The 24,136-nt window shown below is 36.4% G+C and carries 21 protein-coding genes and 1 rRNA gene; 6 read left to right on the top strand and 16 right to left on the bottom strand.

Going from position 1 to position 24,136, the window contains the following annotated elements; translation table 11 throughout:
- Positions 1-74: ribosomal RNA gene (locus PLX19_RS24975) — 16S ribosomal RNA — on the bottom strand; the annotation flags it as partial.
- Positions 75-478: 404 nt separating this feature from the next.
- Here PLX19_RS24975 and PLX19_RS24970 point away from each other — a divergent pair.
- Positions 479-3,523, top strand: a complete 3,045-nt coding sequence (locus PLX19_RS24970; protein ID WP_272191623.1) for an efflux RND transporter permease subunit — start codon at positions 479-481, stop codon at positions 3,521-3,523.
- A 259-nt stretch (positions 3,524-3,782) separates the two neighbouring features.
- Here PLX19_RS24970 and pstA read toward each other — a convergent pair whose 3' ends face one another.
- The 3 genes from pstA to PLX19_RS24955 form a co-directional block, all read right to left on the bottom strand.
- The gene (gene pstA, locus PLX19_RS24965) at positions 3,783-4,700 is read right to left on the bottom strand and encodes a phosphate ABC transporter permease PstA (RefSeq protein WP_272191621.1); all 918 of its coding nucleotides are present in this window, start codon (positions 4,698-4,700) and stop codon (positions 3,783-3,785) included.
- Between the two features lie 2 nt (positions 4,701-4,702).
- A complete protein-coding gene (pstC, locus tag PLX19_RS24960) occupies positions 4,703-5,593 on the bottom strand; it encodes a phosphate ABC transporter permease subunit PstC (RefSeq protein WP_272191619.1) in 891 nt (296 codons plus the stop codon).
- Between the two features lie 222 nt (positions 5,594-5,815).
- Positions 5,816-6,709, bottom strand: coding sequence for a phosphate ABC transporter substrate-binding protein PstS family protein (locus tag PLX19_RS24955; RefSeq protein ID WP_272191618.1), 894 nt, complete (start codon positions 6,707-6,709; stop codon positions 5,816-5,818).
- Between the two features lie 586 nt (positions 6,710-7,295).
- Between PLX19_RS24955 and PLX19_RS24950 the strand changes: the two genes are divergently transcribed.
- Genes PLX19_RS24950 through PLX19_RS24940 form a run of 3 tightly spaced genes read left to right on the top strand, consistent with a single transcriptional unit; the run spans position 7,296 to position 9,650 of the window.
- Positions 7,296-7,553, top strand: a complete 258-nt coding sequence (locus tag PLX19_RS24950; RefSeq protein WP_272191616.1) for a FeoA family protein — start codon at positions 7,296-7,298, stop codon at positions 7,551-7,553.
- The gene (locus tag PLX19_RS24945; RefSeq protein WP_272191614.1) at positions 7,550-8,272 is read left to right on the top strand and encodes a FeoB small GTPase domain-containing protein; all 723 of its coding nucleotides are present in this window, start codon (positions 7,550-7,552) and stop codon (positions 8,270-8,272) included. The genes PLX19_RS24950 and PLX19_RS24945 overlap by 4 nt, the downstream gene beginning before the upstream one ends.
- A complete protein-coding gene (locus PLX19_RS24940) occupies positions 8,250-9,650 on the top strand; it encodes a nucleoside recognition domain-containing protein (protein ID WP_272191613.1) in 1,401 nt (466 codons plus the stop codon). The genes PLX19_RS24945 and PLX19_RS24940 overlap by 23 nt, the downstream gene beginning before the upstream one ends.
- Positions 9,651-9,668: 18 nt before the next feature.
- Here the strand turns inward: PLX19_RS24940 and PLX19_RS24935 are convergent, their stop codons facing one another.
- The 11 genes from PLX19_RS24935 to PLX19_RS24885 all read right to left on the bottom strand — a co-directional run bounded on the left by PLX19_RS24935 (position 9,669) and on the right by PLX19_RS24885 (position 20,938).
- Positions 9,669-9,809: a hypothetical protein gene (locus PLX19_RS24935; RefSeq protein WP_272191612.1), complete on the bottom strand. Its 141-nt coding sequence runs from the start codon at positions 9,807-9,809 to the stop codon at positions 9,669-9,671.
- A gap of 16 nt (positions 9,810-9,825) precedes the next feature.
- Entirely contained in the window at positions 9,826-11,016 is a 1,191-nt protein-coding gene (locus PLX19_RS24930; protein ID WP_272191611.1) for a Ger(x)C family spore germination protein, read from the bottom strand.
- A complete protein-coding gene (locus PLX19_RS24925) occupies positions 11,000-12,118 on the bottom strand; it encodes a GerAB/ArcD/ProY family transporter (RefSeq protein WP_272191610.1) in 1,119 nt (372 codons plus the stop codon). The genes PLX19_RS24930 and PLX19_RS24925 overlap by 17 nt, the downstream gene beginning before the upstream one ends.
- Position 12,119: 1 nt before the next feature.
- Complete coding sequence (locus PLX19_RS24920; protein ID WP_272191609.1) at positions 12,120-13,589, bottom strand: spore germination protein; 1,470 nt, start codon at positions 13,587-13,589, stop codon at positions 12,120-12,122.
- Positions 13,590-13,704: 115 nt separating this feature from the next.
- Positions 13,705-14,880: a M20 family metallopeptidase gene (locus PLX19_RS24915; protein WP_272191607.1), complete on the bottom strand. Its 1,176-nt coding sequence runs from the start codon at positions 14,878-14,880 to the stop codon at positions 13,705-13,707.
- 258 nt (positions 14,881-15,138) lie between these two features.
- Complete coding sequence (locus PLX19_RS24910; RefSeq protein WP_272191606.1) at positions 15,139-15,360, bottom strand: DUF4022 family protein; 222 nt, start codon at positions 15,358-15,360, stop codon at positions 15,139-15,141.
- Positions 15,361-15,480: 120 nt separating this feature from the next.
- On the bottom strand, positions 15,481-15,780 hold the full coding sequence (gene qoxD / locus PLX19_RS24905; protein ID WP_090918941.1) for a cytochrome aa3 quinol oxidase subunit IV: 300 nt from the start codon (positions 15,778-15,780) through the stop codon (positions 15,481-15,483).
- 2 nt (positions 15,781-15,782) lie between these two features.
- Entirely contained in the window at positions 15,783-16,385 is a 603-nt protein-coding gene (gene qoxC / locus PLX19_RS24900) for a cytochrome aa3 quinol oxidase subunit III (protein ID WP_272191602.1), read from the bottom strand.
- A 13-nt stretch (positions 16,386-16,398) separates the two neighbouring features.
- Positions 16,399-18,333 (bottom strand): cytochrome aa3 quinol oxidase subunit I, encoded by a 1,935-nt coding sequence (gene qoxB / locus PLX19_RS24895; protein ID WP_272191599.1) that lies wholly within the window; start codon positions 18,331-18,333, stop codon positions 16,399-16,401.
- 33 nt (positions 18,334-18,366) lie between these two features.
- Positions 18,367-19,236, bottom strand: a complete 870-nt coding sequence (gene qoxA, locus PLX19_RS24890) for a cytochrome aa3 quinol oxidase subunit II (RefSeq protein WP_272191597.1) — start codon at positions 19,234-19,236, stop codon at positions 18,367-18,369.
- Positions 19,237-19,531: 295 nt separating this feature from the next.
- Positions 19,532-20,938 carry an amino acid permease gene (locus PLX19_RS24885; protein ID WP_272191595.1) on the bottom strand — a complete coding sequence of 469 codons (1,407 nt, stop codon included), beginning with the start codon at positions 20,936-20,938 and terminating at the stop codon, positions 19,532-19,534.
- A gap of 404 nt (positions 20,939-21,342) precedes the next feature.
- On the opposite strand from PLX19_RS24885, the gene PLX19_RS24880 reads away from it, so the two are divergent.
- Both PLX19_RS24880 and PLX19_RS24875 read left to right on the top strand, forming a co-directional pair.
- Positions 21,343-22,086, top strand: coding sequence for a C39 family peptidase (locus tag PLX19_RS24880; protein ID WP_272191593.1), 744 nt, complete (start codon positions 21,343-21,345; stop codon positions 22,084-22,086).
- 333 nt (positions 22,087-22,419) lie between these two features.
- The gene (locus tag PLX19_RS24875; protein ID WP_272191591.1) at positions 22,420-23,817 is read left to right on the top strand and encodes an amino acid permease; all 1,398 of its coding nucleotides are present in this window, start codon (positions 22,420-22,422) and stop codon (positions 23,815-23,817) included.
- Positions 23,818-23,849: 32 nt separating this feature from the next.
- On the opposite strand, the gene PLX19_RS24870 is transcribed toward PLX19_RS24875, so the two are convergent.
- Positions 23,850-24,136: transposase (locus PLX19_RS24870; protein WP_272186985.1), on the bottom strand; the 287-nt coding region annotated here is incomplete at its 5' end.

Genomic DNA, 24,136 nt, shown 5'->3' with positions numbered 1-24,136 from the left:
TCGGTTCGCTCGACTTGCATGTATTAGGCACGCCGCCAGCGTTCATCCTGAGCCAGGATCAAACTCTCCAATAAAGTTTGTCTAGCATCATAAATAAAAATTGACGTTTCACGTTGTTTGTTTCGTTCAGTTTTCAAAGAACTTATCCGCCGCTCAATTGCGACTTCCTTATGTTAACATTACGGTTATTCGATGTCAACTAAGTTTTTTATTTCCTCGCTTTCTGCTTTAGTGCAGCAGCGACGTGTATTAATATATCATCTACATTTTATAAATACAAGCATTTTTTCAAAAAAAATATAAAGTTTTTTTATGCTATCCATTCAATTCTTTTATAAACCTTTAATTAACCATATAAAGAATGCCCTACTTAAGATTTTTTTTAGGAAATTTTTACATGTTCTTAACTTTAATTCTCCGGCATTTGTTATATAGTAAAACAGTAAACCATCAAACCCTATCATGGAGGAATTCATTTATGGAAAGATTGACAAAGTTTTCATTAAAAAATAGGGCCGCTATTATCATCATGGTTTTTCTCATCTCTGTATTAGGTATTTATTCAGGCTCTAAATTACCGATGGAATTTTTACCAAGCATGGATCAACCCATTGTAACAATCACCACTTTATCTAATGGACTAGATGCCGAAACAATGACAAAAGAAGTAACAGAACCTCTTGAAAAGCAGTTTCGAAACCTTTCACATGTCGATACCATTACATCGTCAACAAGTGAAGGATTGTCAAAGATTGAAATTATGTATACCGCAAAGACAAATATGAAAGATGCGGCACGTGAAGTTGAAAAACTTACAAACGGCATAACACTTCCAAAAGACATCATGAAACCTGTGATCAGCCAACTAAACACTTCTATGATTCCACTCGCACAAATTACCGTTCAAAAGAAAAATGGCTTCACAAAAGCTGACGAGAAACAAATCGAAAAAGAAGTTATCCCACAACTTGAAAGTATCGATGGCGTTGCTAATGTTATGTTTTATGGGAAATCAACATCTGAATTATCTATTGTATTAGATCCCGTTAAAATGAAAGATAAAAACATCATAACATCACAAATCGTCACTGCCCTTCAAGGAAAAGAAGCTTCTATACCAGCTGGGCAAATATCTATAAATAATGAAAATCATCTCCTTCGTGTAATTGGAGAAATAAAAAGCGTTGATGATATACAAAATATTACGCTAACACCTGAGGTGAAGTTACGCGACATCGCCAAAGTTGAATTAAAACAACATCATGATGCTATTTCACACATTAATGGAGACGACGGTGCGGCACTCGTCATTACGAAAGAACCAAGCAAAAATGCTGTTACAATCGGAAAAGAAATCGAGAAAAAAGTTGATGATATAAATAAGCAATATAAAGATACTTTCACTATAAAAACACTTATGTCTACACACGAACAAGTCCAAAATGCTGTTACAAGCATGGGAAAAGAAGTTGTCCTTGGTGCGATTGCTGCTACATTTATCATTTTAATTTTCTTGCGTAACATTCGTACTACTTTAATTTCTATTGTCAGTATCCCATTATCGATATTCCTGACCCTCTTTTTACTTAATCAATCTAATATCACTTTAAATATTTTAACATTAGGTGGATTAGCAGTTGCTGTCGGACGTCTCGTCGATGATAGTATCGTTGTAATCGAAAACATTTTCCGTCGTTTACAAAAAGATTCTTTCTCAAAGGACGTCATTATTGACGCTACGAAAGAAGTTGCAATCGCAATTACATCTTCTACTTTAACAACTGTCGCTGTTTTTTTACCGATCGGTTTTGTAGCGGGTGGAATTGGTGAATTTATGTTACCTATGGTCTTGGCAGTTGTATATTCAATTCTCTCATCTTTATTAGTAGCCTTAACAGTTGTGCCACTCATGGCTTTTCTACTATTAAAGAACACAAGACATACGGAGCAAAAAGAAACGAAACGTTATACAGCCATTTTAAAATGGTCGTTATCACATAAATTTATCATTTTACTTACCGCTTTTTTATTATTTGTCGGTTCAATTGCAGCTTACATTCTACTCCCAAAAGCGAACATTAAATCTGATGATAACACCATGCTTTCTATCAACATGACATTCCCTGCTAATTACGATTTAGAGAAAGGAAAGCAGCAAGCTTTTGAATTTGAGAAAAAATTACTTGCAGATTCAAATGTAAAAGACGTTATATTACAAATGGGTTCCTCTTCAGAATCTGCCCAGTGGGGACAAACGACAAAAAACAATCTTGCAAATATATTTGTAGAGTTTAAAAAGGGAATTGATCTTGAAACGTACATTAATAAACTAAAAAAAGAACAGAATCAATTTCAACCAGCGACATTTGATTATATAAAAGTAAGCTTCTCAAACTTCGGCGGTGGAAATGCGTTACAATTTAACATCACCGCAAACAATAATAAAGATTTAAAACAAGCTTCCGATCTTGTTACTACAAAGTTAAAAAGCTTAAATAATCTTTCAAAAGTAAAAACGAATACAGAAGAAGAGAAAAAGGAATGGGTTATTAACGTCGATCAAACAAAAGCAGAAAAGGCAGGACTAAATTCTGAAGTCATCGGACAACAAGTTGCATTTTTAATGAAAAAATCACCAATTGGCCAAATCTCACTCGATAATGAAAAGACAACTGTTATGCTAGAACACAAAAAAGCAGAGAACCCTAATAAAGATGCGATTTTAAATGCAAATATTTTGTCACCAATCACAGGTTTAATAGCAGTAAAAGATGTGGCAACTATTTCTGAAAAACAAATACAAACCGAAATATTCCACAAGGACGGAAAAGAAACAATTCAAGTTACAGCAGAAGCGAAAGGTGAAGACTTAAGTAAAGTAGGCGCAGAAGTAAACGCAGCTATTGCAGATTTGAAATTACCTGATGGAGCGAAAGTTAACATTGCCGGGGCAACAGAATCGATGCAAGAAAATTTCACTGATTTATTTAAGATTATGGGAATCGCGATTGGGATTGTTTACTTAATTATGGTCATTACTTTTGGGCAAGCGCGCGCACCATTCGCCATTTTATTCTCTCTCCCATTAGCAGCTGTCGGTGGAATTTTAGGTTTAATTGTTTCGCAAACACCTGTCGATTTAAACTCTCTGATCGGTGCTTTAATGCTAATCGGGATTGTTGTAACGAATGCCATCGTCTTAATAGAACGCGTCCAACAAAATCGCGAAAAAGGAATGCCAACAAGAGAAGCACTATTAGAAGCTGGTTCCGTACGATTGCGCCCAATTATTATGACAGCAATTACAACTATCTTCGCAATGCTTCCTCTATTATTCGGTGACACACAAGCTGGTAGCATGGTATCCAAAAGCTTAGCTGTTGTCGTCATTGGCGGTTTATTAGTTTCTACATTACTAACACTAGTTGTCGTACCCGTTATGTACGAATTACTAGATAAAATCGGTAGTAGAAAGAACCGTAAAAACCAACATGAATCTTATACAAATGTTCCTAAATCTTAAAAAGAAAAAAGCCGTATTCAGACTTCTGAATACGGCTTTTCTTTTGACAAAACCAGAGTATTTCCTCAAACTTTCAGGACACTCTATTTATTTTATCCCGCTATTTGCGGGCAGTAATACTCCCACCTCAAACTAGCTTGCTTTCTCCCTTTGGTTTAAACCTTGCACATGGCAGAAAAAGAACCTGACCACTTCTACACATGGCCAGGTCCTCTCGTACACCTAAAAGAAAAGGATTTTTGAGGTCTGTATATAAGAGTTATGCTGCTTTTACTTTGCTACTTTTACGTGATTTTTTCGTACCAGTAAAACGCTTATGGAGTACAGATGCGGTAAAACGAGCAATAATATTGAATAGTAATACCATAATAATTAATACCGCTGCTGATTTTGTTGCAATTAGTTTCGCGTCAGGGATAATTCCCTCAGAATTTAACTTCCAAATATGGACTGCTAATGTTTCTGCTGGTCGAAATGGATTTAATGGATGTGAAGGGCTTGAAAAGTCTGCTGCCGAGTTTAAAATTGGTGACGTTAATCCAGCTGTGTAAATGAGTGCCGCCGCTTCACCAAAAATACGTCCAGCCGCTAAAATTACACCTGTAATAATTTGCGGCAATGCAGATGGAAGCATAATTCTTACAATTGTTTGCCACTTTGTTGCACCTAACCCGAGACTTGCTTCTTTCACATTCGGTGGAATTTCTGTCATTGCATTTTCACAAACGCGTGTTAAACCTGGTAAATTTAAAATCGTTAAGGCTAAAGCTCCGCCCATGACAGTATATCCCCAACCTGCCGTTGTAACGAACACAAGAAGTCCAAATAAACCAACTACAATAGAAGGTAAGGAAGCCATTGTTTCAATACATAAGCGAACAAAATTTAAAAAACGACCTTGTTTTGCATATTCCGCCAAGTAAATTCCTGCACCGAGGCCTAAAGGAATCGAAATAATCAATGTAATAACAAGCATATAAAAGGAGTTAAATAATTGAGGCCCAATCCCTCCTCCTGCTCTTGTATTACTCGGTTCTCCAAATAAAAAACTTGGATCCCAAAATCCCCAACCTTTTTGTAAAATTTCATATACAAGAAAAACAAGTAGAGTAACTATAAAGAAGGCAATTGCATACAAAATACCTGTCCATATATTATTAACTGTTCTAGCATTCATCGTTATCCTTCACCTCTTTGGCCAATCGCTCGAATTATTACAATAAACAAGAACGAAATTAAAAGTAGTATCATCGCTAACGTCCATAGCGCATTATTCCAAGCTGTTCCATTTAACGTATTTGTCATATCCATTGTCAAAATACCCGTTAAAGTTGAAGTTGGACTATATATTCCTTCTGGTAATTTTATTGTATTTCCTATTACCATCTGTACTGCTAATGCTTCCCCGAAAGCTCGAGCTACTCCAAGAACAACCCCTGTTAAAATACCTTTTTTGGCAGCCGGAACAATAATACGACTAATCGCTTGCCATTTCGTCGATCCTAAACCATAAGAGGCTTCTAAATACTCAAAAGGAACCGAACGAATTGCATCAGAAGCAATACTTGCAATCGTTGGCAAAATCATAATACTTAATACAATAATACCGGCAATTAAACTAAATCCTACACCACCAAATGAATCTCGTAAAATCGGAATTAAAATTGTGACACCTAGTAAACCATATACAACAGATGGAATCCCTACCAACAATTCTAAAACTGGTTTTAACACCTTATTTCCAAACTTTGGAGAAATTAAATTCATAAACACTGCAAGTGCAATTGCAATTGGTGCACTAATGATTACTGCCCCAAGAGACACTAGCGTAGACCCAACTATGAAAATAACAGCTCCAAAGCTTCCATTCCCTTCATTCGGAGCCCATTTTGTTGATGTAAACACTTCGGAAATCGAGATATTACTTTGTGTAAATGATTGAATTCCTTTTGCACAAATAAATGCGATAATAGCTAGTGTAATAGCAACAATTAATAAACCACAAAGCGTTACAAGTGTTCTTCCAATATATTCACTTTTTACATAGTTAATTTGTTTTTTCCCCTTCATCACAAGACCACAACCTCACTTCATATATTGAAATGAACAGGACTGGCTAAACAGCCAGCCCCGCTTTCTCTCTCTATTCACGAGCAGTAATACTCCCTGCCGCTTCCGCATTTCTTAAGAAGTTAGGCGGGAGATAAACTGCTGGCATGTGCCCGATTGATTCAACTAATAATCAGTGGGGGATAAAGAACCCCCCACTGATTAAAGTTTCACTTTATATTATTACTTTAATTTAGACATCGGGATGTAACCCATCTCTTCTACTTTCTTTTCAAAGTCTTTACCTTTTACATAATCAATATAGCCTTTTGTTGCATCTTTTGCTTCACCTTTTGTAATCATGTATTCATAAGACCAGAACGGATATTTACCAGCAGAAATATTTTCAGTTTTTGGTTCTACACCATCAATTTTTAATGTTTTTAACGAGCCTTTTTTGTCACCAGTCATGTAAGACATAGCTAAGTAGCTAACAGACCCTGGTGTAGAGTTAATTGCTTGTTCTACTGCACCATTTGAATCTTGTGTCGTACCTGTAGAATCGTTAATTTTCACGTCTTTCATAACTGTTTTTTCAAATGTAGCACGTGTACCAGAAGCTGCTGGACGGTTAACTATATTGATTTTTTCATCTTTTCCGCCAACCTCTTTCCAGTTTGTAACTTTACCAGAGAAAATATCTTGCACTTGTTTTAATGTTAAGTTATCAACATTTACATTTTTATTTACTACTAACGCAAATGCGATACCTGCAACTTTGTTATCTACTAATTCTTTCGCTTTATCTGCTTCTTTTATTTTATCCGCAGCAGGAACATCAGAATTACCAACTTGAACCGCACCGGAAGCTACTTGGTTAATTCCAGTTCCACTACCGCCACCTTGAACTGTAATTGATACTTTTGAATTTTTGTCCATAAATTCTTTAGCTGCCTCATCTGCAAGTGGTTGAAGTGCTGTAGATCCAGCCGCTGTAATTGTACCCGTTAATTCTTGCTTCGCTTCATTACCACCTTTAGCAGTTTCCTTTGTGCTTTCTGATTTTCCGCACCCTACTAAAGCACCAGCAACTACTAATGCCGCTAAAGAAAATTTCAAGCCTTTTTTCATAACCATGTCCTGTACCCCCATTTAATTATCACTTTTCATTTCCACGTTATTATGTGCAATAATCTGTAATACAAATTCATTGTAAGGCACTAATATTATGTCAGTGTTAAGCGTTCTTTAATTTTAAGTAAAGACAGTATATCCTTAGAAAAATCTATATATATTCATTGTTTTTCTACATAAAAAAGTAAAAAACCTTAAGAAACCGCACTCATTGTAAATTTAATTTTAATAATGTAAATTGAACGTAAATTTTAATTTATGCTTCTACAAACTTCTAAAAATTATTTTTACAAAAGTTCTACGTTTCTCTTGTTAAATCATCTAAAACTTCAGCACGCGATGGAATATCCACTTTAGAGTTTCCACATATCAATCGTTTTTTCAACTTGTATATATCACCCTCTTCCAATTCGAGATTTTACTGCCCACAAATAACAGGATACATTGGAACAATTAGAGAAATGATTGAATATTTTTAAAGTAACAATTGACAACAGCATTCACTATCATCTAGTATAATATTAATAAAAAGTTTCCTTAGGGAAACTTTTTGAACTAGCACTAAAAAAATAGAGGTGAGGGAACTCTTATGACATCGGTTAAAACTCAACCACTTTCTACTTTTAAAACAGGTCAGCTCGTACAAATTGAAAAAATTAAATTAGAAGGCACTATGAAACGTCGTTTACTAGATTTAGGGTTCATTCCAGGTGCAACAATTAAAGTGTTACAAAAGAGTCCGCTTGGCGATCCCATTGCATATCAAGTAAGCAATACAACAATCGCGCTTCGAAATGAAGAAAGTTCTCTCATACTAGGAAACTTAATTGGAGATGATGCACAATGAAGAAACATCGCATCGCATTAGCTGGGAATCCAAATACAGGGAAAAGTACATTATTTAATACGTTAACCGGATTAAAACAGCATACCGGAAACTGGACAGGAAAAACGGTATTAAAAGCTGAAGGCGAATATGAACATCATGGAAACCTCTATACTGTAATCGATTTGCCAGGAACATATTCCTTATACTCAAATTCTGCCGATGAAGAAGTAGCACGTGACTATATCATTTTCGAAAAGCCAGAGGTAACAGTTGTTGTTGTTGATGCCACCGCAATGGAGAGAAATTTGAACTTAGCCTTGCAAGTAATGGAAATGACAAAAGAAGTGATTATATGTGTGAATTTAATTGATGAAGCAGAAAAGAAAGGCATTATAATCGATGAGAAAAAGTTAGCAAAATCGCTTGGAGTTCCTGTTGTTAAAATTTCTGCACGTAATAAAGTCGGAATCGATCAAATGCTAAATACAATTGAAAAGGTAGTAAATCGAAAATTAATTCCTACTCCTTTTCAAGTTACTTATAACGCAAAAATAGAAAAGATGATTCAGGAACTTGAACCGCAAATATATAAAGTTTTTGGAGACGCTTATCCTACGCGTTGGATTGCACTTCGTATTTTAGATGAGGACATGAATTTCTTAGAATCTCTTCAAAAACATCATGAAGAACTGCTAGTAAGGGAGGTCGTAATTAATGAAATCTCATTCAACCAGTAAAGCTCTTCCATTAGACAATATCGTTCATCATGCTCGAACGCTTGTTAAAGAAGATATTCGTGATGATATTGTCGGTGATATTTACCGTGCGTCAGCTCATATTTGTAAAGATTCAATTCAATATACAGATAAAAATAAATTATATCGTTCAGAGAAGCTCGATAAAATCTTCACTTCTCCTATATTCGGCTTTCCTATTATGCTTGCTATTTTATCTGTCGTTTTTTATCTTACAATTGCAGGAGCTAACGTTCCTTCTGATATGATTGCTGAATTTTTCGGATGGGCAGAAGGTTATTTAACAACTTGGTTTCAAGCAATGAATGCCCCAAAATGGCTACATGGCGTTCTTATTCTCGGTTTATTCCGCGGAACAGGGGCTGTTATTAGTGTTATGTTACCACCAATGGCTATTTTTTTTCCAATGTTCGCTTTACTAGAAAACTACGGCTACTTACCGCGCGTTGCTTTTAACATGGACCGTCTCTTTAAACGCGCCGGCGCACATGGAAAACAATCATTAACGATGGCAATGGGTTTTGGATGTAATGCAGCTGCGATTATGTCAACGCGTATTATTGAATCACCACGTGAACGTATGCTCGCAATCTTAACAAATAACTTTGTTCCTTGTAATGGAAGGTGGCCAACACTTATTTTATTAGCATCTTTATTCATGGCCGCTGGATACACAGGGGGTACGCAAACACTTGTAACGTCCGGGGTTGTTGTCGGTATGGTTGTAATTGGTATTATCGTAACTTTAACTGTATCATGGGTACTCTCAAAAACAGCTTTAAAAGGTGTCCCAACCCACTACACACTAGAATTACCACCTTATAGAAAACCTAAAATTTTAGATACTATCGTACGTGCAACACTTGATAAATCCATATACGTTTTAAAACGTGCTGTTATCGTCGCAGCACCTGCAGCTATATTAACATGGATATTAGCAAATGTATTTATTGGAGACACCAGTCTTCTTATGTATATCGTGAACTTTTTAGATCCGTTTGCCAAATTACTCGGGCTTGACGGATATATTTTAGCAGCATTTATTCTCGGCTTACCAGCAAACGAAATTGTTGTTCCGATTTTATTAATGGCTTATTTATCAACAGGCTCATTAACAGAGTTAGAAGATTTAACACAAATTAAACAGTTGTTTCTCGATCATGGTTGGACGTGGCTAACTGCATTAAATATGATGCTGTTTTCTCTTCTTCATTTCCCGTGCGGAACAACGTTAGTGAATATATATAAAGAAACAAAAAGTGCAAAATGGACATTTCTTTCATTTGCAATTCCTACGGTAATCGCCATTGTCGTTACTTTCCTGTCAGCACAATTGGTAAACTGGTTCGGACTTTTGTAGAAAAAGAAACTCGACGTATCACTCGGGTTTCTTTTTCTGCTGTATTTGTTTTTGCCAAGGCTGCGCACCATATTCTTGCATTTTCTTATGAAGAAAATAAACTGTATAAGGAATTGTTGCCATTAAAACCGTACATATAACCCCTAGAGTTGTAAACATCACGCTACTCCTTACTTTACTCACTTCTGATTGGTAACACGGACCCCGAATGCTCAATACTTGGTTTTATACGAACAGTTATATTACTAGTGCTAAAGTAATTTTGACCTTGATCCCAATTTTTTTTCACTTTTATCCATTGTTTATAATTTTTACGCTTGTAATACTCCCCTACTCCTAATACATCCACTTTCAAATCCTTCTGAATAACTTTAACGGTTTTTTGTAGCTGTTTTTCCATTTCACTTGCAAGATATTTATTGATTTCTTCAGTACTCATTGCCTTACTCTCTTTCCCTAAATAAACTTCCGCTAATGTCCCGTTTAAATATACATCAATTATAAATTTAGGTTTTGTAGGATTCGTTAAGAATACGTGAATTTTCCGGCGCATCTCACGAATTTCAAATACAATAAGTTGATTTCCTCTTTGTATCTTATAAAATCCCCCTACTTTTTTCCCAATAATATAATTCAGACCTAATGTTTCCATTCCATTTAATCTACCTACAAGCTTTTTGTCTTTCCCTCGAAATACAGCTGCTCCCTCCATTTTAATCCCCTCATGCGTTAATGCTAAGACTGGAAGAACAAAACTTCTATTAGCAGACATTTTCTGTTGTAAATTACCAATTCGAATCGCCTCTAACATTTGGGCATTTTTCCAAGCATGATCTGATATCATACTTATATATTTAGCTGGTAAATTTTCTGGTTTTGCACTCTGTTTTAAAATTTCTTCTGCACTTCCTTTTGAAACAAAGATACGAATATTCCGTCGCATCTCATGATCACGAAAAAATACATCCAATACATCTTCTAAAACGAATGGTTTTTTTAATAACTCCTCCGAAAGAATAATGACTTCTATATGAGGAAAAAATAAAGAACGACTTATTTTTTTTGAGATAATACGAATTTGAGCAAATACACTATCAGCCGTCGCATTAATATTAATGTAATTCTTTCCACTTGTAGCTTTACTTCCTTGCTGTGTTAAAGAGCTTGGCAACACCATTTGATACGTCCCTTTTATAAGAGGTGAGCGGGTAGTAGTTGTCGTTTCACTTTTCTCCCCCTGATGAATCGCTTTATCCAGCGCTACTCCCACAACAAACCCTCTTTCTTCAATTTCTTGTCGTTCAGAACAACCACTTATAAATAAGATAAAAAACATGCATACCATTATGCTAAGAAGATGTTTCATTTTGATTGCCCCTTCCTTTTATCTTATAGACAACAAAAATAAGAAGTGGGACAAATACCATAATAGACATATCAGCCCAAGCTAAATATGTACCGTATTTACTAATTACCTCTAAATTTCCTGGAATTATATTTACAACATAAATAATAGGCACACTAATAAAAATAAATGTGTGTTTCTTTATTGCTGGAAACATCGCGCAAAATAATAAAATGGCCACATCATAATACAATGCTGTTGTATTAAATACAGTAATAATCCATGTTATAAAAAAGATTGCATCAAGTCTCTCTAAAAAACCTCCCCCTATTTCAATTTCTTTCCCTAATTCAATAGTTGGATACGTTAAAGTGCTAGTTGTTATATATGTGAAAACAGTTATACAAGTCATATAAATTAAAATATAAGAAAACACAGTAATCATAACACTCTTCGCTGCTACCATAGGGGCTTTTTTTGTTGATTTTAGTAAAACAGCATAAAAAAAAGTGACTTCAAATCCAATAAATGTAAATACAGATTCTTTAATTCCTTTCATATATTTACTAACATCAGTCTGAAAAAATGGTGATAAATTTGTAAATTCCATTAAATTAACGTTTAACAGTGATAACAAAATAATGGCAATAAAAACAATTGGTAGAAATAGAACATTCAACCTCAATAATCCTACTCTAGATCCACAAACACCATACACGATAACAAGCAGATAAAAGAAAGATAACAGCTGAATAGGTGTATCACTAAATAAATATGTTTGAGAAATAATCGAAATTGTCCGCGCTTCATAAGCTGTAATTCCAGTAAAAATTAGTATTAACATAAAACTAAAAATATAAGTAATGGGCTTGGTTAAATATAAGCTCGCATATTGAACAAAATTTTGTTTCGGAAATAAAATAGCGACTTTCATCATCAGCCATGCAAAGCATGCACATATCAATCCACCTACAAGTAAAATAACCCATCCATCTGCAAAAAGCGCATGAGTCGCCATAACACGCGGCATAGAAAGTGCACCCGTCCCAATAATAGTAGAAGATACAGCAAAACCAAGTTCACGAGTCCCAATTTCTTCATCTCCATACTCAAATGGCTTCACTTTATTCCCTCTCCTTCGAACGCAGCGTTTTATCTTTCGGTTGTAGGTACTCAGGTCTCTCTTTTAACATAGCTTTAGGCAAACGGACAATATCCTCTTTCCAATCTTTATAAAAAGCAGGCGAAATTGGTGTAGAATATGGTACTCCAACACTCGTTAAATTTACAATATGAATCGCTAATGCAATTAACCCTAAAATAATTCCATACAAACCAAAGGCTGTAGCTAATAAAATAAATGCAAACAGCAAAATACGAAAGGTAATAGTAATACTGTAGACCGGCAAAGAAAATGTAGCTACCGCTGTAACTGCAATAATGATTACAAGAAACGGGTTTACAATCCCAGCACTTACAGCAGCTTCTCCAATAACGAGACCTCCTACAATCCCAATCGTTTGCCCCATCGGCTTAGGGAGACGAATTCCCGCTTCACGAATCAGTTCCATTGTAAAGGCCATGATGAGCGTCTCGATATAAGCTGGAAATGGAACACCTTCTCTTGCTCCAGCAATTGAATATGCAAGATTAGAGGGAATAAGCCCTTGATGATAAGAGACAAGAGCTATATACATAGCTGGTAATAAAATCGCAATCATCCCTGCTAACATGCGAAGTCCTCTTAACAACGTTCCAATCATCCAACGTTCGTAGTGATCTTCTGGTGATTGAAAGATATCAACCATCACCATCGGAGCAATAAGTACAAATGGAGAACCGTCTACTAAAATAGCTGCTTTTCCTTTTGCAAGTGAAGCCACGACATTATCCGGTCTTTCTGTATTTAAAAATTGAGGGAACGGCGATAAATTATTATCTTGCACTAATTGTTCAATCGTTCCTGTCTCAAAAATAATATCGGTTTCAATAGATTGAAGTCTCTTGTGTAATTCCTCTACAATATAAGGATGAATAATATCTTCAATGTAAGCTAATGTTACTTCTTTCTGTGAACGCTTCCCCATAATATAGGAACGAAAACGTAGTTGCGGGTCACGTATATGACGCCGAATTAACATTTTGTTTATATTCACATCTTCATTAAAACCTAGATTAGGCCCTCGAATTATTGTCTCTGTAACCGGTGAATCGAGGCTCCTCCTCTCCCATTCGCGAAAATTTACAATTATTGCAGAAGGAATACCATCCAGTAGCACAATTGTATCGCCTGCTAAAAGTGCATTCATAACATCCGGAAATGTCCTAACGATACTCACTTCTCCAACTGACAAAAATTGATCCATTAATGTTTGAATAATTGAAGCTTGTTTAGGAATTTCTTCATACTGCAATGGTCGAATAACAAAACGGTAAATCATGTCTTTATTACTTAGTCCGCATAAAAATATAACTGCACATCGATCATTTGTCCCCGAAAGAGAAATTTCACGCACAGTTAAATCATTAGGTGAATCTAACTTATTTCGAATTTCATTCGTTATTTTCGATAAGTTAGCATCTAACTGAACCATATTTATCACCTAACTTTCTATTTCAAAATATTGTAGTTATATTTCTCCATTTCAAGCGAATATATACAAAAAGAGTTATCCCATAGTAACAGGATAACTCTAATAAAGCACTATCTTATGTTCTATTTTTCATGAAGTTCAAAACGGAAGAAACAAATATATCCACACCAATTGGCAAGGCCTCCTCATCAATTGTAAAACGCGGATGATGATGGGGATATATAATCCCTTTCTCTTCATTTCCAGCCCCTATAAAGAAAAATGTACCTGGGGCTTTTTGTAAAAATGCTGAAAAATCTTCCCCAGCCATTGTCGGCTGTAAACGAACAACACATTCTTTTCCTAAAAGTTGCAATGCCGTACTTTCTACATGCCTTGTTACAACTTCTTCATTTACAACCGGACGATATCCATATTCATATGTAAATGTATATGATGCACCGTATGCCTCTGTAATACTTTTTACGATTTTCTCGATGCGCTCTGCTGTTTGCTTTCGAAGCTCATTTCGTAAACTTCTCACTGTCCCGCCAATTGTCGCACTATCAGGAATGACATTATGAGTTGTTCCTGCATGAAACTGCGTTACCGATAACACCAATGAATCTAACGGATTCGTGAGTCTGGAGACAATTTGTTGTAATTGCGAAACAACTTGTGTACCAATCGCAATACTATCAATTGTTTCATGCGGAATACCGGCATGTCCACCTTTCCCAATAATCGTAATCGAAAATGCATCCGGAGCAGCCATCGCTGGACCATATATCACGCCAATTTTCCCAACTTCCAGCGATGACCAAAGATGTGCACCAATAATGCAATCAACGCCTTCCATAACACCAGCGTCAACCATTTCCTGTGCACCGCCCGGAAAATTTTCCTCAGCATGTTGAAATAAAAAGCGAATTTCCCCTTCAATTTGATCATATTTTTTCGAAAGTGTATATGCCGTTCCCAGTAACATCGCCATATGTCCATCATGTCCGCACGCATGCATAACTCCTTTAGAACGGGAAACAAAATCAAACTGGTTTTCCTCTTCAATAGGTAGTGCATCCATATCAGCACGAAGCGCAATTGTTCGTCCAGGTCGCTTACCAACCAATCGTGCCATTACACTATAACGCGCCGGACGCGAAACTTCTAGATGAGGAAATGTTTGCAATATATCATAAACCAGTTGAGATGTTTTTTCTTCAGAATAAGAAAGCTCTGGATACATATGAAAATGTCTTCTCCACCAAATAAGCTGTTCTTTTGAAATAGATGCCTCTTCGATCAGGTCCATATACAATCATCCTTTCTTCATGAAATTAACTGTTATTATAACTTGTATACGGATAAAAATAAAAACTATTCTGTTAATTAAGATTGTTATATATTCATTTTTCTAACTCTGCCATGCAGAGTACAACATGCCCGCTATTTGCTTTCTCCTTTTGTTTTAAACATTGCATGTGGCAGGAAAAAGTCCTGGCCGCTTCTATGCACGGCCAGACCCTCTGGTCTCCCCCCTAAAAAGAAAGTTTTTTAGCTTGTATTATACTCAAAGGTTCTTATCTATAAGTTGTAAAAAGAAATAAGCAGGTGCAACACAAAGTCCTAATACACTACACGTTCCCATAATAAGAGAAAATAAGAGACAAGAATATTTTACTGCCTTTGTTTTTTTCCACCCATAACTCCAAATTTCGATACTTAAACCAATTAGTATAATGGCAACAAATATTTCCCCAAGTAATAAAAGGGCTAAAGTCTCGATTGACATATATTCACACTTCCTTAGTTGCATAATAGTAATATTTTACCATACACAGAAGTGAACCTTAAGAAATAATTATAAAAAAAGCCTGCTGGGACAATGTCCCAACAGGCTTTTGAAAGTATATTACATAGAGAAGAAAATCCAAACTGTACCGACAACCGTTATTGCCGCAATGAAAAAGTGGAATACGATTGTGATTGTTTGTATTACTCCCTCTCCTTCTGTCATGTGCATAAACATAACTAATTGCAATGCTGCTTGTGCCACTGCCATTACAAGAATGCTTGTTAAGATTGTTGAAAGTGGCAAGCTTGTGTGTAACGCTACATATAAAGCTAGGAACGTTAATGCAAGCGATAAAATAAATCCGAAAACGTGTGACCACGGAAATCCGCTATGAGCATTTGTATTGTTTTGTCCCATTATTACGCCACCATCCCGTTCAAGTAAACTAGTGTGTAAATGAAGATCCAAACAACATCAAGGAAATGCCAGTATAAGCTGATAATAAACACTTTACGAGCTGTAACTGGTGTCAGTCCTCTTTTTAAAATTTGGATAATAACACAAGTTGCCCAAATGATACCACCTGTTACGTGGGCACCGTGCGTTCCAAGAAGAACGAAGAATCCAGATAAGAATCCACTTGTTTGTAGTGTAGCACCTTGGCCAACATACATGATAAACTCTTCAACCTCCATGTAAAGGAAGCCAGCACCTAATAATAACGTAATGATAAACCATAGGAGCATACCATTTTTGTTTTCTTTACGCATTTCATGAATTGCAATCCCGCATGTGAAACTACTTGTTAAAAGTAAAAGTGTTTCAATCATAACAGGCTTTACTTCGAAAATTTGTGCTGGTGTTGGCCCGTCTGCCGTACGACCAGCTAATACTAGGTAAGAGGCGAAAAGCGTTGCAAACAGCACGATTTCAGCCCCAAGGAAAACCCAAAACCCTAAAATATTCAATCTGCTTTGTTCAGATTGATATTCTAAAGGTAAGCTTTTATCTAAAGCCGCCATTTCGTTTCACCTCTCATGCAACATGTTCTGTCTTTTTAATTTCATCTACGCTAACGTAGTATCCGTCGTCGTAATCAAACGAACGCCAGATCATACAACCTAACATACCAATACCACCGACAATTGCTAAACCGAACCAGCTAAATACTAATGCAAAACCTGCAAGACCAATAAAACAAGACATAATAATTGGAACACCTGAATTGCTTGGCATATGAATTGGTTTTAGTTCTTCAGGTTTCGGTGTAATAGACTCACCGTTTTTCTTCATTTCCCAGAATACATCGCTATGCTTAATTTCTGGTAATTTTGCAAAGTTATAATGTTGTACAGGAGATTGTGTTGCCCATTCAAGTGTACGAGCATCCCAAGGGTCTCCAGTTAAATCGCGCTCACCATGACGAATGCTATAAATTACGTTGTAGCATAATAAGGCGAAGCCGACTGCCATCATTACTGCACCGACAGATGCGATTAAGTTTAATCCGCCCCATCCAAGGTTTGCAGAGTAAGTGTACATACGACGAGTCATACCATCTAAACCTAGGAAATACATTGGGAAGAAACAGATGTTAAATCCAATCATAAAGATCCAGAATGTCCATTTACCAAGACGTTCATTTAGCATATGACCAGTCATCTTTGGATACCAGAATGTAAATCCAGCAAGCATCGCAAATACTGTACCTGCGATTAATACGTAGTGGAAGTGAGCGATTAGGAAGTAGCTGTTATGGTATTGATAATCAGCTGCTGCCATCGCAAGCATAACCCCCGTAACTCCACCGATTACGAAGTTTGGAATAAACGCCAATGACCAAAGCATTGGAACTGTAAAGCGAATACGTCCTTTATAAAGCGTAAACAACCAGTTAAAGATCTTAACACCAGTTGGAATCGAAATCGCCATTGTCGAAATCGAGAAGAATGAGTTAACTGCTGGACCTGCACCCATTGTAAAGAAGTGATGCAGCCATACAAGACCACTTAAAGTTGCAATTGCAACCATTGAGTAAACCATTGCTGTATATCCGAATAATCGTTTACGTGAGAACGTACTTACGATTTCAGAGAAAATACCGAATGCCGGTAAAATAACGATATATACTTCAGGGTGACCCCATACCCAGAACAAGTTCGCCCAAAGCATCGGCATACCGCCACTCGCCATCGTAAAGAAGTGAGCATCGAATAAACGATCAAATGACATCAATGCAAGAGCAACTGTTAATACAGGGAATGCAAAGATGATGATGACACATGTAATTAAAATAGACCAAGTAAACATTGGCATTTGCATTAATTTCATGCCTGGTGCACGCATTTTTAAGATTGTTACAAGGAAGTTAATCCCTGTCATCAGCGTCCCGAGACCTGAAATCTGCAATGCAATTGCATAGTAGTTATTTCCTACACCAGGGCTAAATTCTGTACCAGCCATTGGGAAGTATGATGTCCACCCAGCGTCTGGAGAACCACCGATAACGAAGGCGATGTTAAATAACATAGCACCTACGAAGAATAACCAAAAACTTAATGCATTTAAGAAAGGATATGCAACGTCACGTGCTCCAATTTGCAGAGGAACAACAACGTTCATAAGTCCCATAACAAACGGCATTGCCATGAAGAGAATCATAACCGTACCGTGTGTTGTAAAGATACCATTATAGTGTTCAGCGTTTAAATATGTTGTGTCAGGAAACGTCAACTGGGCACGAATCATTAATCCGTCCATACCGCCACGGAACATCATTACAATTGCTGAAATGATATACATTAATCCAATTTTCTTATGGTCAACAGAAGTTAACCACTCATCCCAAAGCCATCTCCACTTTTTGTACTTTGTCAGCACAAAAATGATTCCTAACGTCACAAGAACAATAGATGCGTCCGCTCCGTAGATAATCGGATCGCCTGTGACAAAAAATTCATCGAGCTTCACTATATTCACTCCAATCTGTTGGAATAATCGTTATTACTTTTTGTTTTTGTAGTAGTTGTAATCACAATATTCAAGTGATTTTGGATCTACATATTTTAAATGTGTATTAGAGAATGTCATACGCCCTACTACACCTGGTTGAATAATCTCTTTATATTTCTTTTCTGATAACGAAGGGGCACCTTTTGCTTCTTTTACCCACTTGTTATATTCTTCTTTTGTTTTCGCTTCAAGCTCAAACTCCATATCAGTAAATCCTTCACCAGAGAAGTTTGCACTACGTCCAGTGTAAGAACCTGGTTTATCAGCTTGTAGGAATAAATCCATAATCATGCCATCCATTGTATACTTCATTCCACCAAGTTCTGGAACCCAGAAAGCATTCATCGGACCGACAGATGTTAATTTAAATTGAATTGGTACACCCGCTGGTACATTTAAATAGTTAACGGTTTCAATTCCTTCCTCAGGATAACTGAATAACCATTTCCAGTTAGCAGATGTAACGTAAATTTCAACAGGTTTTATATCTTTCGTTTGTTCTGGTGGCTTTTCCGTTGCATATGTTGCTTTTACTGTCGGGATTGACAATGCAATCACGATGATAACAGGGAAAATAGTCCAGATAATTTCTAGAAGAGTATTACCGTGTATATCAGGTGGCTCATAGTCCATATTTTCTGGTTTTTCACGGTAACGAATTAAAATAACTGTAAACAGGACGAATACGACTAGGATAATTACTGACATCAGTATGAGCGACCAAATAATTAGATCATACTGCGTTTTTGCAACAGGTCCTTGTGGATTTAATACAGCGATTTTGTCGCATCCACCGAGGAACAAGAGTAATGATAGTGGAAGAAGTGAAGCCAACTTCCAAAACTTTTTTTTCAGTTGCACGATTGAAAATCTCCTTTCTCCTTGGATTGAAACTATGCCAATAAAATAATATAAACCTATTAATTTATAGTTAGCAATAGTTTTTGAGATATTGTTAAAAAATAGACACAAATGCACAGTTTTTACGATGAAAATCATTTATAACTTGCTTATATTGTAAACTATTTTTGTAACCAAACATTGATTTTTAAAATTTTAAGATAAATAAAGTTATACCAGAATATCCAGTAAATAGAAAAAAGTTATCTCGTAATAGAATGAGATAACAGAAGATTTTATATATTCAGTTTATCATTTATGAGACGTTTTTTTGCTGCTCAAATGTGACAATTTTTTTATATTTTACTTTATAAAAAATGTAACAAATAATCATGAACGGAATGCCGCAATATAAAGCAATACGTTGATCTGGAATAAACGCTAAGCTTATGAATGTAACAAAGTTTAAAGAAAACGCTGCAATAGGAACAAGTGGATAAAGCGGCGTACGGTATTTTAAGTCTCGTACATCTCCACCGTTCTTAATAAATTCTCTTCTAAAGAAAAATTGAGATGCAGCAATAGACATCCACACAACGACAGCTGCCATAGCCGCAATCGATGTTAACACTAAAAAGACGGTATCAGCGGCAAATACACTTGTTAAAAGAGAAAGGCCGGCAAAGATTAAGCTAAAAATTAAGGCATTGATCGGTACCCCTTTTTTCGTTAGCTTTGTGAAACGCGGACTTCCCATTCCTTGTTTTGCCATCGCCCAAAGCATGCGAGAATTTGCGTATAAACCAGAGTTTGCTACCGATAATACAGCTGTAATAATAACAAAGTTCATAATGTCTGCTGCATAAGGGATTCCAGCTGTGTCAAAAACGAGTACGAACGGGCTTTCTACGAGATTTGCTTCTTGCCATGGTAATAATCCTACAACTACAGAAATGGCAAGAACGAAAAAGAATAGTGTTCGCCAAATTGTATTTTTTATAGCACGTGGTATTGTGATTTCTGGCTGCTTACTTTCGCCTGAAGCAATACCAATTAATTCTGTTCCCTGAAACGCAAAGTTAACGGTAATCATTGTAAGAAGAACAGCTGGAAGTCCATTTGGAAATAGTCCGCCATTGTCTGTGAAGTTATGGAACATCGGTGCGGGCTTACCGTTAAAGTCTAATAAACCAAACATAACAGCACCGCCGACTAAAATAAAAACAATAATCGTCATTACTTTAACACTTGCAAACCAAAACTCAGCTTCAGCATAAGCACGTGCGGATGAAGCGTTTACAATAAAGAGTATGGCAGCAAATACAACACACCATATCCAAGATGCAACATCCGGAAACCAACGCTTCATTAAAATACTGACAGTCGTTAATTCAACTCCGACAGTCACAGCCCAGTTCAGCCAATACATCCACCCAACAACAAATCCAAAACCAGGTGAAATAAATTTGCTAGCATAACTTTGAAAAGAACCCGCTTCCGGCATGGCAACTGTTAGCTCCCCAAGACAAAGCATAGTTAAATACATAACAAACCCGCCGACTAAATAGGCAAGAATAGCTCCACCCGGTCCAGCATTGTGAACAATTTGTCCAGATCCCATAAATAATCCAGTTCCGATAACGCCTCCTAAAGCAATCATGAAGAGGTGTCTGCTTTGCATCGTACGTTTTAGTTCATTTGGCTGCTTCTCCTTTTGGATCATATGCCCCTCACCCCATACTTTCATCTTGTTTAGTGGAAATTAAATATTCTCTCAATCAAAGAAATTTAACTAAGTTAAACATATTTAATTTTAACAAAATATTCTAAACATGTATATTTATTTTTCTTTTTATTTTAAAAAATTAGAATTTTCACCGCAATATATTTTTAGTGTTTCGACATATAAATTGTTGATATGCAGAGTGCATCATAACCTTCACCTCTCTTTGTTTTAAACCGTCGCCATAAAAAAGAAAGGGAATTTATGTCGTTTTTTCGATTTATATAAATATCTAAATAATATTCCACATAAACATCCTAGTAAACTAGTGAAAACAAAGGTACAATGGAGAGTGTGTCACTTTTCAAAATGTAAGAAAATAATTATGTAATGGAGTTAGAGAAATGGCTAGGATCGTCAAATACGTATGTATTTTAAGTATTGGTGTTATTGTTGGTGTAGCATGTAATAAGCAAGTTATGGGCGTAATTGAAACTGGGAAAAATAAAATTTTTCAAAAAACCCAGGAACTTCGTGTTGATTTTTCATTTGAAATGAAAGACAAAGTGATGATTGAAAATGTTCCATTTATAAAACAGCTTCCTGAATTAGAACGTGGTTGCGAAGTGACGAGCTTAGCAATGTTACTTCAATATAAAGGAGTTAAAGTGGACAAAATGACACTTGCGAATGAAATTGCTCGTGTCCCATTTGAGACAAACGGTGTGCGTGGAAATCCACACGAAGGGTTTGTTGGAAATATTTACACAAAATCCGAACCGGGTTATGGAGTATACCATCAGCCGATTTTTCAATTAGCACAGAAATACATTCCAGAGAAAGCAGTTGATTTATCTGGAAGAGACGTGAAAGATTTATATAAAGTACTTAGTGCGGGTTCTCCAGTATGGATTATTGCAAATACAACCTTTGCACCACTAAATGAGGGAAACTTTGAAAAGTGGAATACAAATGCCGGGGAATTAATGGTTACATATTTTGAACATAGTGCCGTTATAGTCGGCTATGATCAAAACTCTGTATATGTAAATGACCCATTGGCTGATAACCCGCGTAAAAGTATTCCACGCGCTCAATTTGAAAAAGCGTGGGAACAAATGGGGAAACAAGCAATTACTATTTTGTAACGATGAAAAGCTATCAATTTTGATGGCTTTTTGTTGTTTATTAGACAATATATAAAGATCAAAAACAATAAAATGCCCTTTCTTTAGGGGTGAACAAGAGCCTCTGTCCATGTATAATAGCGGTCAGGCCCTTTTTCCGCCTCGTGCGGCGCTTCACACAAAAAGAGCAAACAAGTACAAATCATGATGTATTCTCATAGCAACGATTTATATAGTACAGAAAACATTGTCTTTTTTTGTAGCATAACAGTTGTAAATGTTTTATAATTTTAAATAGTTAAATAAATTTGTAAGCGGATACAATATTTTTCTTACTAGTTAAGGAGGTTTATTATGCAGCACACAAACAAAACAGAAAACTTAAACCGTGGATTAAAGCAACGACATATTACCCTTATGTCACTTGGGTCTGCTATTGGGGTTGGACTATTTTTAGGATCAGCTTCCGCTATTAAACTAGCAGGACCGTCCATTTTATTCGGTTATATTATTGCAGGCCTTGCGATTTTTTTCATTATGCGAGCGCTTGGAGAAATGGCAATTGAACAACCTGTTGCAGGTTCATTCAGTAAATATGCACATGACTATTTAGGTCCGCTAGCAGGTTATATAACGGGCTGGAACTATTGGTTCTTATGGGTTGTAACTTGTATGGCCGAAATTACAGCAGCAGGAATTTATATGGAATATTGGTTCCCAGGAACTCAGCGTTGGGTTTGGGCGTTAATTGCTCTTGTATTAATGACCGCATTAAACTTTTTATCTGTTAAAGTGTATGGAGAACTTGAGTTTTGGTTTGCTTTAATTAAAATTGTCACAATTATCTGTATGATTGTAATTGGCACCGGTATTATTTTATTCGGTTTTGGAAACGGCGGCGTAGCGACTGGAATTTCAAATCTTTGGTCACACGGCGGTTGGTTCCCAAATGGATTTTCTGGCCTTCTTTTATCATTACAGATGGTACTATTTGCTTACTTAGGAGTAGAGTTAATTGGTGTAACAGCTGGAGAAGCGGAAAACCCGAAAAAAACATTATCTAAAGCGATTGATAACGTTTTTTGGCGCATTTTAATCTTCTATGTAGGTGCTTTATTCGTTATGATGGCAATTTATCCATGGAATGAGATTGGTGAAAAAGGAAGCCCATTTGTACTAACGTTTGAACAAATCGGCATTGCGAAAGCAGCAGGAATTATTAACTTTGTTGTATTAACAGCTGCTCTTTCTTCTTGTAATGGTGGTCTCTTTAGTACAGGCCGTATGCTATTTACATTAGCACAGCAAAAACAGGCACCAGAAAAATTTGGTCAGTTAAATAAAAATGGAATTCCGAGCAAAGGGATTTTAGCAACAGCTTTCGTATTATTAATAGGCGTTGTATTAAACTACGTTGTTCCTGCAAAAGTATTTACGTGGCTAACGAGTATTTCTACGTTCGGCGCAATTTGGACTTGGGGTGTCATTATAGTTGCGCAGCTTCGTTTCCGTAAGGGACTATCACAGGAGGCGCAAGGCAAATTAACATACAAAATGCCATTGTATCCACTTAGCTCCTATGTTACGCTCGCTTTCCTTGTTTTAGTATTAGGAATTATGGCATACTCCGCTGATACGCGCATCGCATTAATAGTTGGACCAATTTGGCTCATCGCGTTAGTAGTTGTTTATTATGCAAAGGGCTTTCATACAACAGATAAAACATCGAAATCGTCTTCGCAAATTGGGTAACGTTAATCCCTTCCTCATATGAGGAAGGGATTTCAGAGTGTTGGGAAACCCTTCAGGGTTTCCGACACTCTGGGAATTATTGATTTGTTAATGAACAAAAGAACTAGAAAATGATAAAAATAAGAAAAATAGCCCTTCACCTGACCGCTTTTGGTCAGGTGAAGGGCTATTTTTTTCATGTTTTGACAAGCTGCGGTAAGATATGCTTGCATTTGGACAGACTTCAGCCCTCGAAACCGAGTATATCGATAGCCATGTAGTTCCTTGGCATCCGCAAAACTCCGTTCAATAGTAGAACACCGTACTTTATATAGTTTTT

Source organism: Bacillus sp. BP-3 (assembly GCF_028401955.1).
Lineage (GTDB): Bacteria > Bacillota > Bacilli > Bacillales > Bacillaceae_G > Bacillus_A.
The sequence above is the reverse complement of the archived record's forward strand: the minus strand, read 5'-3'. Positions and strand labels throughout refer to the sequence as shown.

Excerpts from the sequence above, each read along its gene's own strand:
- PLX19_RS24970 (WP_272191623.1), top strand. The coding sequence starts at position 479 with ATGGAAAGATTGACAAAGTTTTCATTAAAAAATAGGGCCGCTATTATC.
- pstA (WP_272191621.1), bottom strand. The coding sequence starts at position 4,700 with ATGAATGCTAGAACAGTTAATAATATATGGACAGGTATTTTGTATGCA.
- pstC (WP_272191619.1), bottom strand. The coding sequence starts at position 5,593 with ATGAAGGGGAAAAAACAAATTAACTATGTAAAAAGTGAATATATTGGA.
- PLX19_RS24955 (WP_272191618.1), bottom strand. The coding sequence starts at position 6,709 with ATGGTTATGAAAAAAGGCTTGAAATTTTCTTTAGCGGCATTAGTAGTT.
- PLX19_RS24950 (WP_272191616.1), top strand. The coding sequence starts at position 7,296 with ATGACATCGGTTAAAACTCAACCACTTTCTACTTTTAAAACAGGTCAG.
- PLX19_RS24945 (WP_272191614.1), top strand. The coding sequence starts at position 7,550 with ATGAAGAAACATCGCATCGCATTAGCTGGGAATCCAAATACAGGGAAA.
- PLX19_RS24940 (WP_272191613.1), top strand. The coding sequence starts at position 8,250 with ATGAAATCTCATTCAACCAGTAAAGCTCTTCCATTAGACAATATCGTT.
- PLX19_RS24935 (WP_272191612.1), bottom strand. The coding sequence starts at position 9,809 with ATGTTTACAACTCTAGGGGTTATATGTACGGTTTTAATGGCAACAATT.
- PLX19_RS24930 (WP_272191611.1), bottom strand. The coding sequence starts at position 11,016 with ATGAAACATCTTCTTAGCATAATGGTATGCATGTTTTTTATCTTATTT.
- PLX19_RS24920 (WP_272191609.1), bottom strand. The coding sequence starts at position 13,589 with ATGGTTCAGTTAGATGCTAACTTATCGAAAATAACGAATGAAATTCGA.
- PLX19_RS24915 (WP_272191607.1), bottom strand. The coding sequence starts at position 14,880 with ATGGACCTGATCGAAGAGGCATCTATTTCAAAAGAACAGCTTATTTGG.
- PLX19_RS24910 (WP_272191606.1), bottom strand. The coding sequence starts at position 15,360 with ATGTCAATCGAGACTTTAGCCCTTTTATTACTTGGGGAAATATTTGTT.
- qoxD (WP_090918941.1), bottom strand. The coding sequence starts at position 15,780 with ATGGGACAAAACAATACAAATGCTCATAGCGGATTTCCGTGGTCACAC.
- qoxC (WP_272191602.1), bottom strand. The coding sequence starts at position 16,385 with ATGGCGGCTTTAGATAAAAGCTTACCTTTAGAATATCAATCTGAACAA.
- PLX19_RS24885 (WP_272191595.1), bottom strand. The coding sequence starts at position 20,938 with ATGATCCAAAAGGAGAAGCAGCCAAATGAACTAAAACGTACGATGCAA.
- PLX19_RS24880 (WP_272191593.1), top strand. The coding sequence starts at position 21,343 with ATGGCTAGGATCGTCAAATACGTATGTATTTTAAGTATTGGTGTTATT.
- PLX19_RS24875 (WP_272191591.1), top strand. The coding sequence starts at position 22,420 with ATGCAGCACACAAACAAAACAGAAAACTTAAACCGTGGATTAAAGCAA.